General features: G+C 62.2%; 14 protein-coding genes. 3 read left to right on the top strand and 11 right to left on the bottom strand.

Annotated features, from left to right (window positions below):
* The 5 genes from V8J63_RS25125 to V8J63_RS25105 all read right to left on the bottom strand — a co-directional run.
* Positions 1 to 673: pilus assembly protein TadG-related protein (locus tag V8J63_RS25125; protein ID WP_336464794.1), on the bottom strand; the 673-nt coding region annotated here is incomplete at its 3' end.
* A gap of 220 nt (positions 674 to 893) precedes the next feature.
* A complete protein-coding gene (locus V8J63_RS25120; RefSeq protein WP_041480657.1) occupies positions 894 to 1,451 on the bottom strand; it encodes a DUF4136 domain-containing protein in 558 nt (185 codons plus the stop codon).
* A gap of 41 nt (positions 1,452 to 1,492) precedes the next feature.
* A complete protein-coding gene (locus V8J63_RS25115) occupies positions 1,493 to 2,104 on the bottom strand; it encodes a DUF4136 domain-containing protein (protein ID WP_056787719.1) in 612 nt (203 codons plus the stop codon).
* Positions 2,105 to 2,116: 12 nt separating this feature from the next.
* Entirely contained in the window at positions 2,117 to 2,866 is a 750-nt protein-coding gene (locus V8J63_RS25110) for a methyltransferase (RefSeq protein WP_024011431.1), read from the bottom strand.
* Positions 2,866 to 3,168: a MazG-like family protein gene (locus V8J63_RS25105; RefSeq protein ID WP_016771852.1), complete on the bottom strand. Its 303-nt coding sequence runs from the start codon at positions 3,166 to 3,168 to the stop codon at positions 2,866 to 2,868. The genes V8J63_RS25110 and V8J63_RS25105 overlap by 1 nt, the downstream gene beginning before the upstream one ends.
* A gap of 245 nt (positions 3,169 to 3,413) precedes the next feature.
* On the opposite strand from V8J63_RS25105, the gene V8J63_RS25100 reads away from it, so the two are divergent.
* A complete protein-coding gene (locus V8J63_RS25100) occupies positions 3,414 to 3,707 on the top strand; it encodes a hypothetical protein (RefSeq protein WP_016771853.1) in 294 nt (97 codons plus the stop codon).
* A gap of 146 nt (positions 3,708 to 3,853) precedes the next feature.
* Positions 3,854 to 5,203: an MATE family efflux transporter gene (locus tag V8J63_RS25095; RefSeq protein ID WP_336464793.1), complete on the top strand. Its 1,350-nt coding sequence runs from the start codon at positions 3,854 to 3,856 to the stop codon at positions 5,201 to 5,203.
* 9 nt (positions 5,204 to 5,212) lie between these two features.
* Here V8J63_RS25095 and V8J63_RS25090 read toward each other — a convergent pair whose 3' ends face one another.
* From V8J63_RS25090 to V8J63_RS25065, 6 genes are all read right to left on the bottom strand, one after another.
* Entirely contained in the window at positions 5,213 to 6,004 is a 792-nt protein-coding gene (locus V8J63_RS25090) for a DUF4123 domain-containing protein (protein ID WP_136492297.1), read from the bottom strand.
* A complete protein-coding gene (locus V8J63_RS25085; protein WP_336464792.1) occupies positions 6,001 to 7,347 on the bottom strand; it encodes a type VI secretion system Vgr family protein in 1,347 nt (448 codons plus the stop codon). The genes V8J63_RS25090 and V8J63_RS25085 overlap by 4 nt, the downstream gene beginning before the upstream one ends.
* A 233-nt stretch (positions 7,348 to 7,580) precedes the next feature.
* Complete coding sequence (gene speA / locus V8J63_RS25080; RefSeq protein ID WP_016771856.1) at positions 7,581 to 9,494, bottom strand: arginine decarboxylase; 1,914 nt, start codon at positions 9,492 to 9,494, stop codon at positions 7,581 to 7,583.
* A 220-nt stretch (positions 9,495 to 9,714) separates the two neighbouring features.
* Positions 9,715 to 10,086: a translation initiation factor Sui1 gene (locus V8J63_RS25075; RefSeq protein ID WP_007914613.1), complete on the bottom strand. Its 372-nt coding sequence runs from the start codon at positions 10,084 to 10,086 to the stop codon at positions 9,715 to 9,717.
* Positions 10,087 to 10,272: 186 nt separating this feature from the next.
* Positions 10,273 to 10,830 (bottom strand): NUDIX hydrolase, encoded by a 558-nt coding sequence (locus tag V8J63_RS25070; protein WP_125926231.1) that lies wholly within the window; start codon positions 10,828 to 10,830, stop codon positions 10,273 to 10,275.
* Between the two features lie 3 nt (positions 10,831 to 10,833).
* The gene (locus tag V8J63_RS25065) at positions 10,834 to 11,901 is read right to left on the bottom strand and encodes a DUF2333 family protein (protein WP_016771859.1); all 1,068 of its coding nucleotides are present in this window, start codon (positions 11,899 to 11,901) and stop codon (positions 10,834 to 10,836) included.
* Positions 11,902 to 12,316: 415 nt separating this feature from the next.
* On the opposite strand from V8J63_RS25065, the gene gcbA reads away from it, so the two are divergent.
* Positions 12,317 to 13,987: a diguanylate cyclase GcbA gene (gene gcbA, locus V8J63_RS25060; protein ID WP_016771860.1), complete on the top strand. Its 1,671-nt coding sequence runs from the start codon at positions 12,317 to 12,319 to the stop codon at positions 13,985 to 13,987.
* Positions 13,988 to 14,005 lie beyond the last annotated feature (18 nt).

Below are 14,005 nucleotides of genomic sequence, written 5' to 3'. Positions count from 1 at the left end.
TGAGGTCGATGGCCAGTTGATCGAGGTATTTGAGCAGGTTGATATCGGTGTGCAGCAAGCCGTCCCAGCCCACCGCCGAGAGGTTGACGTTGCCGCCGAGCAACCCGGAAAACAGCGGATTGAGAATGTTCGACTGCGCCGTGTCGATGCTGGCGAGGGTGCTGCGAATATTCAGTTGAGCGACGGTCGGCTGCGGTTTGGCCGCGACTGCCGAAGCATTGAGTGTGGTGTTGAGGCTGACCGGCGTGGCACTGAACAGCGCCTGCACACCGCCAGCAAAACTGCTGGTGACCGTGCGACTGGCAGCGACTTTGACTGCGCTTGATTGCGAGGCATCGACAGTGAAATTGCGCATACCGCTGGCAGCGGTGGCCAGTGTGCCGCAGGTGGTCGCGAGCGTATTGGCGGCATCCACCACGTAGCCATTGCGCAGCGCACTTTGCCCGGCATAACTGGCGGCGCTCAGCCCGGGCAGGCAATTGCCGCCTCGACTGACCGCTTCGAGGGCGGCGGTATCGACCACCCGCTGCAATTTGCGCTGTTCCATGTACAAGCGACCGCTGTCGACCACCAGCAGCATCATCACCAGCGCCAGACTCAGGGTGGCGGCCGCCATCAAGCCGATCGCCCCGCGTTGCCGGGCCGGGCCGTTGCCTTGCGATCCTGGCGACATGGCGCACTCCTTTGCCGGCGCAGTGCCGAGCGCTACCTCCGTTAATGAAAAAGAGTGTAGACGCGGTCGGTCGAGAGTGCTGGCGTCACGCTATTCCAGTCACCACCGCCACTGTGGGAGCGAGCCTGCTCGCGAAAGCGTCGTGCCAGAGGATTCAATGCTGAATGACACACCGCCTTCGCGAGCAGGCTCGCTCCCACAGGAAACGGTTCAGAGCGGTTCAACGCGGTGGATAGTTCGCCAGGATCCGTGCGACGGTCTCGCGAATGGCATTGCTGCGGTCAGCCGGATTCGGGCGGTTGCTGAGCATTTGCTCATCGCTGCCGCGCCAGACCAGTTTGCCGTCCTTGCCGTCGAGCAGGTCGATCTGAATGGTCGCGACCTTGTAGGTGATGTTGCGTGTTTCGTTGTACATCGGTGCGCCCCAGTAGCCGTTCCACGGGCCGCCCCAACCGCCGCCGTAGTTGGTTGTCACCTGCTGCTGCCGGTCCTCGACGATCAGGTAGGTCTGCACGCTCAGATCACCTTTGCCGCCGCCGGCAGCCGGGCGCAAACCGCGCTGATCGAGTTGATCGGACACCGCCTGGCGGATGCGCTGTTCGGTGAGGTCGCTTTTGATGCGCGGATCATCGGGGCGATATTGCAGGGCCGGGTCTTTCCAGCTCCAGCTGCGATAAGCGGCAAAGTCGCGGCTGGCGTCGAAATCGTGATTGACCTGATTGGCGGCGCAGGCACTGAGCAGCGCGGCAACAGCGAGTAGAGCGAGACGGCGGAACATGATTTTTCTCCGGGTGAAGGCATGAACCTGCTGACACGACGTCAGCTGGGAGGATACGCCGCCATGGCTTTTTCCACAGCCTCGCGGATCGCATCGGCGCGTTCGATCTGATTGCCCTGGGTGCCGGTCTCGGCGCTGGCGCTCCATACCGGTTGGCCGTTGCCGGCATCGAACAGATCGACCCGCACCACCACGACCTGCTCCTGATAGGTGCGCACGATCGGCACGCTGTTGTACATGCCGTAACCGCGACCATAACGATCATAGCCGCCGTATCCACCGTAGTAGCCGTAGTCGTCGCGGACCTGGCGCAGACGGGTTTCCAGACGCAGGTCGGCGCTGACCAGCAGGTCAGCCGGGCGGTTGTCGCGCATCGGCCGCAAGCCGCGTTGGTCGAGGGCGTTGCTGACCGCCTCGGCCACTTGCGCCGAATCGGCCCACGCCGTGCCCGGCGGCAACTGCCCGTTGCGCCAGGCCCAATTGCGGTAGCGTCCGTAATCCCGCGGCGGCGCCGGGTAGGCGCTGCGGTCGAAGGTGGTGGCGGCTTGCGGCGGTGCCGGCGGCAACGGCCGTGACTGGGCAACGTAGGGGTTGCTGCCCTGGCAAGCGGCCAACCCCAGACTTATCAGCAATAACCCGCATCGAGCTTTCATGTCGCGCTCCGCTCAGATCGGCCGGCAGATCCAGTGCAAGTAACGCCCAAGCCCGGCGAAGCCTGGGTGACGACGGTGCGCGAGTTCCATTTCCAGCAAGTCCGCCAGTTCGGCGCGGGCCTGGAATTCCACCGGCATGTAATCGTGAAATACCCGTACGCCGCTCTGACTTTCGACCTGCCACATACCCGCGAGTTGCGTTGCCAATTCCCGAGGGTCGAGAGGCTGCTGCGGGGTCAGGCTCTGCTTCTCGCCGGCCATGACGTTCTTGCGCATTTTCTTGAAATGGCCCTTGAGCAGATTGCGATAAATCAGCGCATCACGGTTGTAGAACGCCAGCGACAGCCAGCCGCCGGGCTTGGTCAGTTGATGCAGCACCGGCAGGATCGCATGGGGTTCGGCGAGCCATTCCAGCACGGCGTGGCAGATCACCAGATCGTAGGGCTCGGTGAGCTGACCGGGCAGTTCCTGCCACGGCGCCTGTATGAATGTCGCGGTGTGTCCGGCTTCGGCAAAACGCTGGCGCGCACCCTCGAGCATCGGTTCGGCCGGCTCGGTAAAGGTGACGTCATGGCCGCGCTCGGCCAGCCACAGCGACATATGCCCCAGGCCCCCGCCGATATCCAGCACGCGCAGCGGACGATCCGGCAAGGCCTCGGTCAGATCGGCCTGTAATACCGCGAGGCGAATCGCGCCTTTGGCGCCGCCGTAGATTTTTTCGGCGAAGCGCGTGGCCAACTGGTCGAAATGACGGTCGCTCATCAGCTGAACCGCCGTTCGCTGTCGGCGAGCTTGGCGCGCACCACTTCATTCATGTCCAGACCCAGTTCGCTGCACAGCAGCAACAGATACAGGACGATATCGCCGACTTCCTGCCCGGCGTGGGCGAGCTTGTCCGCCGGCAACTGGCGCGACTGGTCTTCCGTCAGCCACTGGAAGATTTCCACCAGCTCGGCCATTTCTACGCTGGCGGCCATGGCGAGATTTTTCGGGCTGTGAAATTGCCGCCAGTCATTGCGGTCACGAATGGCGTGCAGGCGTTCGGTCAGTTCAACAAGGTTCATCGGGCTCTCCTGAAGACGCATAGCTTCGGGGGGATGCGGGCTGAAGGCAAGCAGCGCAGATGATCAATTGTGGGGGCGAGCCTGCTCGCGAAGGCGGTGGATCATCCAGACCGGATTTGCCTGACACGCCGCCTTCGCGAGCAAGCTCGCTCCCACACATGATCCGGGCAAACCTTCTATCATGCAGGGAACTCGGCCGCCCTCGGCGTGGCCCAAGGCTCAGCTCTTTCATCAGGGATGCACACATGCGTGTAGAAAGCTTTTTCGAATGGCTCGGCCAGGCACTCGGTTCGGTCATCCGTTTTATCGTCGACGGCCTCAGCGGCCTGTTCAATATGCTCAGCAATGCCGGCAGCAACTTTGTCGATGGCCTGGCGCAGACGCTGGGGATGGATACTTCGATCATCAGCATCATCGCGCTGATTGTTGGCCTGATGCTGCTGTGGTCGGCGATCCGGGCGTTCATGAACGCGTCGATCATTGCCGGGATCATCTGGTTGCTGCTGGGGTTGTGGTTGTTGAGCTGGATCATCCATTAACACCACCGCCACCCTGTGGGAGCGAGCCTGCTCGCGAATGGCCGGCACAGCCGAAATCTTCACCGTCGGTCAGTCTTCGCGAGCAGGCTCGCTCCCACATTGAATGGCATGACTCGCTACAATCCCCGCTCCCCCAAGGAGCCTGCATGTCCTCTCTGATTACCGACTGGCGCGACCGCCCGACTCACCGCAAGGTCTGGGCGCTCGCCGCGCCGATGATTCTTTCCAACATCTCCGTGCCGCTGGTGGCGCTGGTCGACAGCACTGTCATCGGCCATCTGCCGCATGCCCATCAACTCGGCGCGGTGGCGGTCGGCGCCAGTCTGTACACGTTTCTCGCCTGGGCGATGGGTTTTCTGCGCATGGGCACCACCGGTTTTGCCGCGCAGGCTGCCGGGCGCAGCGATGGCGCGGCGTTGCGGCAGATTCTCTTGCAGGGCCTGCTGCTGGCGATGGGGCTGGCCGTCGTGCTCGGCACTCTTGGCGTGCCGCTCAGCGGCGTTGCCCTGCACTTCATGCAACCGTCGGCTGAACTGGATCAGCTGACCCGGGAGTTTTTCCACACCCGCCTGTTCGGCTTGCCCGCAGCGCTGGCGACGTATGCGCTGGTCGGCTGGTTCCTCGGCACGCAGAACGCGCGGGCGCCGCTGGCGATTCTGCTGAGCACCAACCTGATCAACATTGTGCTCAATCTGTGGTTTGTCATCGGCCTTGACTGGGGCGTGGTCGGCTCGGCGCGCGCTTCGGTAATCGCCGAATGGAGCGGCGCCCTGCTCGGCCTGTGGCTGACGCGCACGGCGTTGCGCGCCTATCCGGGGCAGATCATCTGGACGGCGCTGAAAGTCTGGCAGAGTTGGCGCCCGCTGCTGGCGGTCAACCGTGACATTTTCATCCGCAGCCTCGCCCTGCAATCGGTGTTCTTCCTGATCACCGTACAGGGCGCGCGGCTCGGCGATGCGACTGTGGCGGCCAATGCGCTGCTGCTCAACGGCCTGCTGCTGACAGCCCATGCACTGGACGGACTGGCCCACGCAGTCGAAGCCTTGTGCGGCCATGCCATTGGCGCGCGGGATCGCTTGGCCTTGCGTCGATCGCTGGTGGTGGCCGGCGGCTGGTCGCTGATTGCCAGCCTCGGGTTTGCCGTGCTGTTTCTGCTGGCCGGGCACCTGTTCATCGAGATGCAGACCGATATTCAGAGCGTGCGCGACACGGCGTTCATCTATCTGCCCTACCTCGCCGTGCTGCCGCTGATTGCGGTGTGGAGTTACCTGCTCGACGGCCTGTTCATCGGCGCTACCCGCGCGCGGGAAATGCGCAACGGCATGCTGCTGACGGTGTTGTTGCTCCTGCCATTCGCCTGGTTCTTGCAAGCGCTGGGCAATCACGGCCTGTGGATATCTTTTCTGCTGTTCATGGTCTTGCGCAGCGTGACCCTTGGCGCGCAAGCCTTGTGGCTCAAGCGCAGCGATGGCTGGTTCAGCGGCAAGGCTCACTGATCAGAAAAGTCAGTCCGCCGCGCCCCACTGCCGACGCAAAAAATCGAGCCGTTCCGGCTGGGTCAGTCCGGCCGGCGGCACGACCAGCACGGCGCGCGGATTGAGCAGGCGCAGCCACAGCCAGCCATCCAGCACGGCACGATCGCTGAAACCCAGCGCCAGACCTTGTTGCACATGCACAGCGATCGTCTGGTAATCAACCCTCAGAGACTGGCACCAGCGCCAGATGTGCTGCTCAAGCAGACAGGTTTGCAAGCGTTCGCGCTGGCGCCGGGTCAGGCTTTCTTCGATGCCCAAAGGTTCGACGAGCAGGCCGGGATTGCGCAGCTGTTGCCAGCCCTGACTGCCGATGGCGCGGTCCGCCCAAGTGCCGCCAAACCAGCGCAACTGGCGGATCGGCCCGAGCCAGCGACTCAGCTGCGAGGCGTCACAGGCGTCGAAGAAATAACTGGCGGTCTGGCGGTTGTAATAGCTGAGCAAGGCCCGATGATTCAAACCGAACGAGACGGTGAGCATGCGCTGCAAATGGCTGAGCAGCTGCTGCGCCGGTATCTCGCAGCTCAGCAACAGGCCGCGCCAGGTGTCCGGGTCGCGTAGACACAGGGCGGTCAATGCCGGACTCTCGCGCAAATCGACGAGGACCGGGCCGTGCTCACTGACCGGTTGAAATTCGGTGCCGTCGAACAACCGGTGCCGCTGCACATCGGCAAAGCCCTGGCGCAAGGTCAGCAGGGCACGTGCCGCGTCCGGGGTGTCGAGCAACAGCCATTGCGCCATGGGCTCAAGCGCCGCGCCGCTCATCGTGCGCTGCTCTGATCGAGCGCGGTGAGCAGCCGGCAACTGCACACGGACTCGGCGCAGTGGTTGAAGCTGCCACCGCCCGGCATCAGGCACAGCAACAGCAACGGCTCGCCAGACTGCAACGATTGCTGCAACCCATCGCTCACCAGCAGTTCGGGCAGCGGTGATGGCTGGGCATCCTCGATCGCCTCCTCTGCCAGCGCCGGAGGCTGGAGAACGCCACTGACCACCGGCTGATCGGGATCGCCTTCGAGGAAACTCACCACGACTTCCACGCCATCGGCGAGTGCCGCCGCGGGCAGCTCGTTCAGGTCAGGCGCGAGGGGCAGCCAGCAATGGCTCGGCGCTGCGCCTTCGCCCTGATACAGCCAGTCGAATTGCACCGCCACCGGCCGCGAGCGATCCGGCTGCGGCTCATCGACGCTGACCACCCAGGCTCGCTGCAAGCTGTGCATGCGCTGCTTGGACTGCGCAGCGGCGGGCACACAGACGGGTACCCGCGCGGCCGCGAACAGGCGATTGCAATAGGGCGATTCGAGAGACTGATCGGCCCGATGCTCGATGCGGGTCAGCAACCATGGGCGGTTGCATTCGAGGAAAGGATGGCCGTCCAGCGGCAACCACTGACCACTGCGCAAGGCTGGCAGATCACTGTGGCCTTCGGCATCGGGGCCTCGCTGGCTGGCCTGCGAGTCTTCCCGCAGTCGCCATTGGCGGACGGCTGGAGCGACGCCATGCTGGTCATGCTCGCCCTGATAGTGCGCGACGTCTGCATGGGGCATCCGCGTCGGATCGTCGCCGAACACCAGGCAGTGCCTGTCGCGGTGATGTTCGAAGTAATAGTGAATGCGCGCCTCTGCGCACAGGCGCTGGAGCAGTTGCAGATCGGATTCGCGGTATTGCGTGCAGAAGGTGCGGGCCGGGTAGTCGCTGTGCAACTCGTAACGTCGTTGCAGGCCGACGATGCCATGTTCGCGCAGCACCTGTTCGATGATCTGCGGCACGCAGCGGCCGCTGAAGATGCGCTGGCTCAAACGCAGGTCGAGGCAGTCGAGCCTCGGCCCGAGACGTACTCGGCACAAACGCAAGCCATGGCCGTGCTCGTGCTGGACGAGGCTGTGCAATTGCCCGTGCACACCCTGGTCGGGCGCGCCGAAACACAGGAACGCGGAACGGTGCAGCAGGCCGGCGAGATCCAGATGCGGATCGTCGATCACCACATCGATCTCGAAGGCGAAGGGTTCGCTGAGCGCTTCCCTTCCGGTAAAGGCGAGAACTTCGAAGGGGTCGGACAGGCCCGCTACATCGAGACGAAACGACGGCTCGTTGACTGGATCGAACATGGGCGGATCTCTACAGGAGGGGCGGCCGGGGATTCTCGCCGAGAGGCATGGCCGAGTAGAGAGGCGAAGTACAACTTAGGAAATGACCTACGCGAAAAGCAGACCAGATGAGTTTGCTGACCGTGATAGCACAGGTTTTCGGGAAAAAATCAGGAGATGTCCCACCGGGTTGTCCGAATTTTCCACAGCTTGCGGAAAAAAATCGGACAACCCGGGCGGAACGCTATCGGGTCTCAGGAAGACAGATAGGAAGAGCGGGTCAGGCCCAGACGCAAGGCATCGAGGAACTGCGTGCGCTCGCTGGCACTGATGCGGGCACTGGCGCACTTGTCGCGGTAGTGGGTCATCAGTTCTTCCGGCGACAAGTGCACGTAACGCAGCATGTCTTCGATGGTGTCGTGGGTCTCGATACCGGCGTGGTACACGCTGCCATCGGCGTTCTGGTAGATGTTCACCGAATCGGTGTCACCGAACAGGTTGTGCATGTCACCGAGGATTTCCTGATAGGCGCCGACCAGGAACACGCCCAGCAGGTAATCTTCGCCTTCATTCAACGCGTGCACCGGCAGGCTGGTTTCGATGCTCTGCTCGTCGACGTACTGGTTGATCTTGCCGTCGGAGTCGCAGGTCAGATCCTGCAGCACCGCGCGGCGCAGCGGCTCTTCGTCGAGGCGATGCAGCGGGATGATCGGCAACACCTGATCGATCGCCCAGGTGTCCGGCAGGCTCTGGAACACCGAGAAGTTGCAGATGTACTTGTCGGCCAGCTTGTCGTTGAGTTCGTCGAGCACCTGGCGGTGCGAACGCTGACGCGCTTTCAGCGAGTTGTGCAGGCGACGGCACACGGCGAAGTAGCACTGCTCGGCGAGGGCTTTTTCCGCCAGGGTCAGCTTGCCGTCGGCATACTGCGCAGCCACGTCGCTCATGTAGTGGGTGGCGCGCCAGTAGGTTTCGGTGACCATTTCGATGTCGGTCGGGCCGAGCAGATCGACCAGCCACTGCACGGTTTCCGGCAGGCTTTCCTTGTTCTCGATCAGCGGGATTTCGTCGTTGTGTTTCTCGACGTCGGTGACCTGCACCACCAGCATTGCGTGGTGCGCCGTCAGCGAGCGGCCGCTTTCGGAGAAGATGTGCGGATGCGGCAGGCTCTGCGCGTCGCAGAATTCCTTGAGCATGCCGACCACGACACCGGCGTAATCGTCCATGTCGTAGTTGATCGAACTGGCGTTGCGCGAGTGGGTACCGTCGTAGTCGACACCGAGGCCGCCGCCGACGTCGATGTGATCGACCGGCAGACCGAGGTTGCGCAATTCGCCGTAGTAACGGATCGCTTCCTTGAAGCCGTGCTGATAGTCAGCGAGGTTGGCGATCTGCGAACCCATGTGGAAGTGCAGCAGGCGGATGCCTTGATCCAGGCCGGCGCCACGGAAACGCTCGACCACCGACAGCAGCTGTGCCGCCGACAGACCGAATTTGGATTTCTCGCCACCGGTGTCCGCCCATTTCGACGAGGCCAGCGACGACAGGCGCACGCGCAGGCCCACCTGCGGCTTGACCTTGAGCGAGGCGGCTTCTTCGATCACCAGGCCGACTTCGGATTCTTTCTCGATGACGATGAACACGTTATGGCCGAGCTTCTGGCCCATCAGCGCCAGCCGGATGAACTCGCGGTCCTTGTAACCGTTGCAGACGATGGTGCCGCCCTTCGGCGCCAGCGCCAGCACGGCCAGCAGCTCAGGCTTGGAGCCGGCTTCCAGACCGATGGAAACGTTCTGGGTGGCGATGATGTTCTCGATCACCGCTTCCTGCTGGTTGACCTTGATCGGGTACAGCGCGGTGTATTTGCTCTGGTATTCCAGGCGCTCGATGTTCGAATCGAAAGCGCCGGTCAACTGACGGACACGGTCTTGCAGGATGTCGGGGAACCGCACCAGCAGCGGCAAGGACAAACCGCTCTTGCGCAGTTGGTCGACTTGTTCGAACAGATCGATAGGCGAGCTGCTCGGGCCGTTCGGACGTACTTCGACGCGACCGGCTTCATTGATCGCGAAATACCCGGCCCCCCAATGGCGAATCCCGTAAACGCTGCGGCTGTCCGCAACTGTCCATTGGCTGCCATCGTCTTTACGTGTGCGTCGTACGGACATCGAAGTCCCCTATAAAGAAGTCAGAGTGCGTCGCCTGACGTTCAGGCCGGCGCAGTCTAAAGAATGAAAATGACGGTTCGTCAGTGCGGCGGTAGACCGCACTGACTGCGTGGAGTTTAGAAACCGGTCATGAACAGGCTCTGTGAAAACCATGGCGACGACGCCGGATCCGAGAACACTCGAAGCCGGATCAAGCCGCCGGAGGGTTTCACAGAGGCTGCTAGCCGCCGGATTTCTTCGCTTTGAAACCGTGCTTGATCAGCTCTGCCAAGAGTAGCTCGACGTGATCGCCCTGGATTTCGATGATGCCGTCCTTCAGCGCCCCGCCGGTGCCACAACGTTTCTTCAACGTCGTCGCCAGCTCCTTGAGCGCGTCTTCGGCCAGAGGCACGCCGGTGATGGTGGTCACCGTCTTGCCGCCACGCCCTTTGCTTTCGCGACGCACGCGGGCAATGCCGTCACCGGCCGGGATCACGGTTTGTTTGCAGATACAGGCGTCCACCGGCTTGCTGCATTCCGGGCAATGACGACCTGCGTCGGTGGAAAATACCAGGCCGCCCAGGGCGGCGAAGGATGCGGCTTTCTTGGCCACCGGCAATCCTCTCGGGAGGACAAAGACTGATCGCAACCTTGGGCAAGGTCAGCGACCGCGAAGCCCCACTCAGGCAGGGGCAGCGCTACTGCATCGGCGCTTTTTGGGAAGCGTTCGGTGCAGTTTGAAAAGGTCGCGCAGTGTAACGGCAAAAATCGCGATTGCTAAGTGCCAATCGGCGCCAATTCATGTGTTCTTTGCGACGTTGCTTTGCTGCGCCTTGAGATAGCGCTTCAGCGCGGCCAGAGAGTCCGGGCAATAAGGCTTTTCGCTGATTTCGCGCATGACCTGTTCGACGGGGATGAATCGCGCTTCGAGGACTTCTTCCGGCTGCAATTTCAGCGGCCCGTCCCACACGGCGGAAAACGCCGAACACCACAGACGGTTGCCGGTGTCTTCGAAGTAGAAGTGATCGTGAGCGGTGAGTTCGACGCCGCTGACGCCCAGCTCTTCCGCAAGCTCGCGCGCCGCCGACTCGGCGTAGCTTTCGTCAGCCTGGACCATGCCGCCTGCGGCAACATCCCAGTAACCGGGGTAAATCGCCTTGCTCAACGTGCGCCGGTGCACGCACAGCTCACCGGCGGAATTGAACAGCATGATGTAGGTGCCACGGCCAATCAGCCCGCGCTCGCGCAAATCGGAGCGCACCAGCGCGCCGAGCAAATTGTCCTGCTCGTCGACCCAGGCGATCTGTTCGGCGTCCGAGGCGGCGCGGTGGGCCGCCTCTCTTGTGCTCTGGCTCACCTATCAGCCCTGATTGAGCAGTTGACGCAAGTCGATCACCGCAGCGTTGGCCCGGGAAATGTAGTTGGCCATGACCAGCGAGTGGTTGGCCAATACGCCGAAACCGCTGCCATTGAGGATCATCGGACTCCACACCGGCTCTTGCGAAGCCTCCAGCTCACGGATGATCTGGCGCACGCTGACGGTGGCGTTCTTCTTCGCCAGCACATCGGCGAAGTCGACTTCGATGGCGCGCAGCAGATGGGACAGTGCCCAGGCCTGACCGCGTGCTTCGTAGAACACGTTGTCGATCTGCATCCACGGGGTTTCCACGACTTCTTCGTCAACCTGCGGCACTTCGCCGACTGCCGGAACTTCGGTCTTCAGCGCGGTATTGAGCTTGACCCGACCGACACTGGCCGACAGGCGTTGCGACAGCGAACCGAGACGGGTACCGACATCGCCCAGCCAGTTGTTGAGGTTGTCGGCGCGGGCGTAGAACAGCGCGTTTTTCTGATTCGGATCCGACAAGCGCGACTGATAACGGCTCAGGGAGTTGATGCCTTCCTGGTATTCCGACTCGCTGGACGGCAGCACCCAGCTCTTGTTGTCGAAGTTGAAGCGTGGTTCGGCCTTGGCCAGATCGGCGTCTTCGGCCGACTGCGATTGCGAACGGGCAAAATCCTTGCGCAGGGCGCGGGTCAGGTCACGCACCTGCACCAGCACGCCATATTCCCAGCTCGGCGTGTTGTCCATCCACAGGCCCGGCGGGAAACGATCATTGGAAATGTAACCGCCCGGCTTGTTGAGCAAGGTGCCGGCAACGGTCTTCAGGGTTTCGACCGTGGTGTAGCCGACCACCATTTGCTTGCCCTCTTTCTCGGCAGCAACCTGGGCGTTCTGCGCCACCGGAAACAGCTCCGGTTCCTGGCTCCAGTACCAGCCCAGCGCGATGGTGACCAGCAAATACAGACCGACCACTGTGGCCAGCGCCCGGCTGAACAGCAGCCCGCCGACATAGCTGCGGGTGGCCGACTTGGGCTCGGCGGCACGTTCAGGCGCGCTGCCCGCGCGGTTTTTCCAGTCCAGCATGGCGATATCCTTTCAATCACTTGGGTTCAACGGTTCGACCACAACCATACAACAACGTGCCAAGGCCGGGCACCCGTCGCTAACGATAAGCCGCAAATGGTGCGGCCCGATGACGCTTCGCGACACACTAAGGGATTCCCTGATACGGCAACGCTAGCAACGCAGTGAACTCTGATCTGGATTCGGCCCGAGCAGCGATGTACAAATTCCCGACTGTTCTGCCCTGCCCTTCAAGGCAAGCGTCCGGATTTCGGCCATCTGACTGACCTGCAAGTGCATGAGAAAACCACCCGGTCAGAAACTGAATCGTGTCGTCCAGCAGATTATTGACGTACGACACTCGTCTAAGGGAAAAGAGGTGCTAGCATAGAGCCACCAGTCGATCTCAGCATGCACCCTAACTAGTAGTCAGGATATGACCGAGCCAGAAGACCCCAGCCGTGAGCGTCTCAAGCACCACTTTGCCCAGCGGGTAATTCATCAGGCACGTCAGATTCTTGAGATATGGCAGCGCCTGCAACGCAGTGAGTGGTCCACCGTCGATCTCGCCGAACTGAGCGAGGCGAATCTGCGTCTGCTGCGTTTTGCCGAGCGTTTCGAACAGCCGGAACACACTCAGTTGGCGCATCACATCAGCCAGTCGCTGCAAGCGGTGGATGCCAATCGTGGACGCCTCAGCAGCGGCCTGATCACCGATCTCAATCGTTTGATGCAGCGCCTGTCGCGCACCGGCCTGCGCCATGGTGATCAGCTCGACCAGACGTTCCTGCCGCCGCTGCGCAAGCCGATCTACGTAATGTTGCAGGATCACGACCGCGCCGAACGCCTGGCCAAGCAGCTCGAATTCTTTGGCCTCAGCGCGCAGGCACTGGACAGTGTCGCGGCGTTTCGCTCGTCGATGGTCGAGCGCTTGCCCGCGGCGATTGTCATGGACGTGGATTTCAGTGGCCCCGGCATCGGCCTGAAACTCGCCGCCGAAGCTCAGGTCGGCCTCGAAGAACCGCTGCCGCTGCTGTTCTTCAGCCTGCACGAAACCGACACTCCGACCCGCCTCGCCGCCGTGCGCGCCGGTGGCCAGGAATTCCTCACCGGCACGCTCGAAGCCTCGAGCTTGCTGGAAAAAATCGAAGTGCTGACCTGCGTCGCTCAGTACGAGCCCTATAAAGTGCTGATCATCGACGACTCGCGCGCCCAGGCCTTGCACACCGAGCGCCTGCTCAACAGCGCCGGGATTGTCACCCGCACCCTGATCGAACCGATTCAGGCAATGGCCGAACTGGCGGATTTCCAGCCGGACCTGATCATCCTCGACATGTACATGCCGGCCTGCACCGGCACCGAGCTGGCCAAAGTCATCCGTCACAACGACCGCTACGTCAGCGTGCCGATCATTTACCTGTCGGCCGAGGATGATCTGGACAAGCAGCTCGACGCCATGAGCGAGGGCGGCGATGACTTCCTGACCAAGCCGATCAAACCGCGACACCTGATCACCACCGTGCGCAACCGCGCCGCGCGGGCACGCAACCTGAAAGCGCGGATGGTCCGCGACAGCCTCACCGGCCTGTACAACCACACGCACATCCTGCAATTGCTCGAAGACTGCTCGTTCCGCGCCCGCCGCGAGAACAAGCCGCTGAGCTTTGCCATGCTCGATATCGATCACTTCAAACGGGTCAACGACAGCCACGGCCACCCCATGGGCGACCGTGTGATCAAGAGCCTGGCGCTGTTTCTCAAGCAGCGGTTGCGCAAGACCGACTTCATCGGTCGTTACGGCGGCGAAGAGTTCGCCATTGTCATGCCCGACACCGATATCGACGCGGCGCATAAAGTCCTCGACGAGATTCGTCAGCGCTTCGCCGAGATTCATTACCCGGCGCAGCCGCAGGATCTGTGGTGCACCTTCAGCGCCGGCGTGGTGGAAATGTGCGATGACTCCGACAGCCTGATGATGGCCAGCCAGGCCGACGAGGCGCTGTACCGCGCCAAAGGTGCCGGACGCAATCGGGTGCAGACCGCGCGCCAGTCAAAGCAAAGTGCCACTTTTTCATCGGAATCCACTGATTCGGTCATAACCTTGTAATGGAACCGCAATAAATTC

This window comes from Pseudomonas sp. CCNWLW23, from assembly GCF_037095675.1.
GTDB classification, from domain to species: domain Bacteria; phylum Pseudomonadota; class Gammaproteobacteria; order Pseudomonadales; family Pseudomonadaceae; genus Aquipseudomonas; species Aquipseudomonas atacamensis.
Note: the sequence above shows the minus strand (reverse complement) of the source record. Positions and strands in the feature narration are given on the sequence as shown.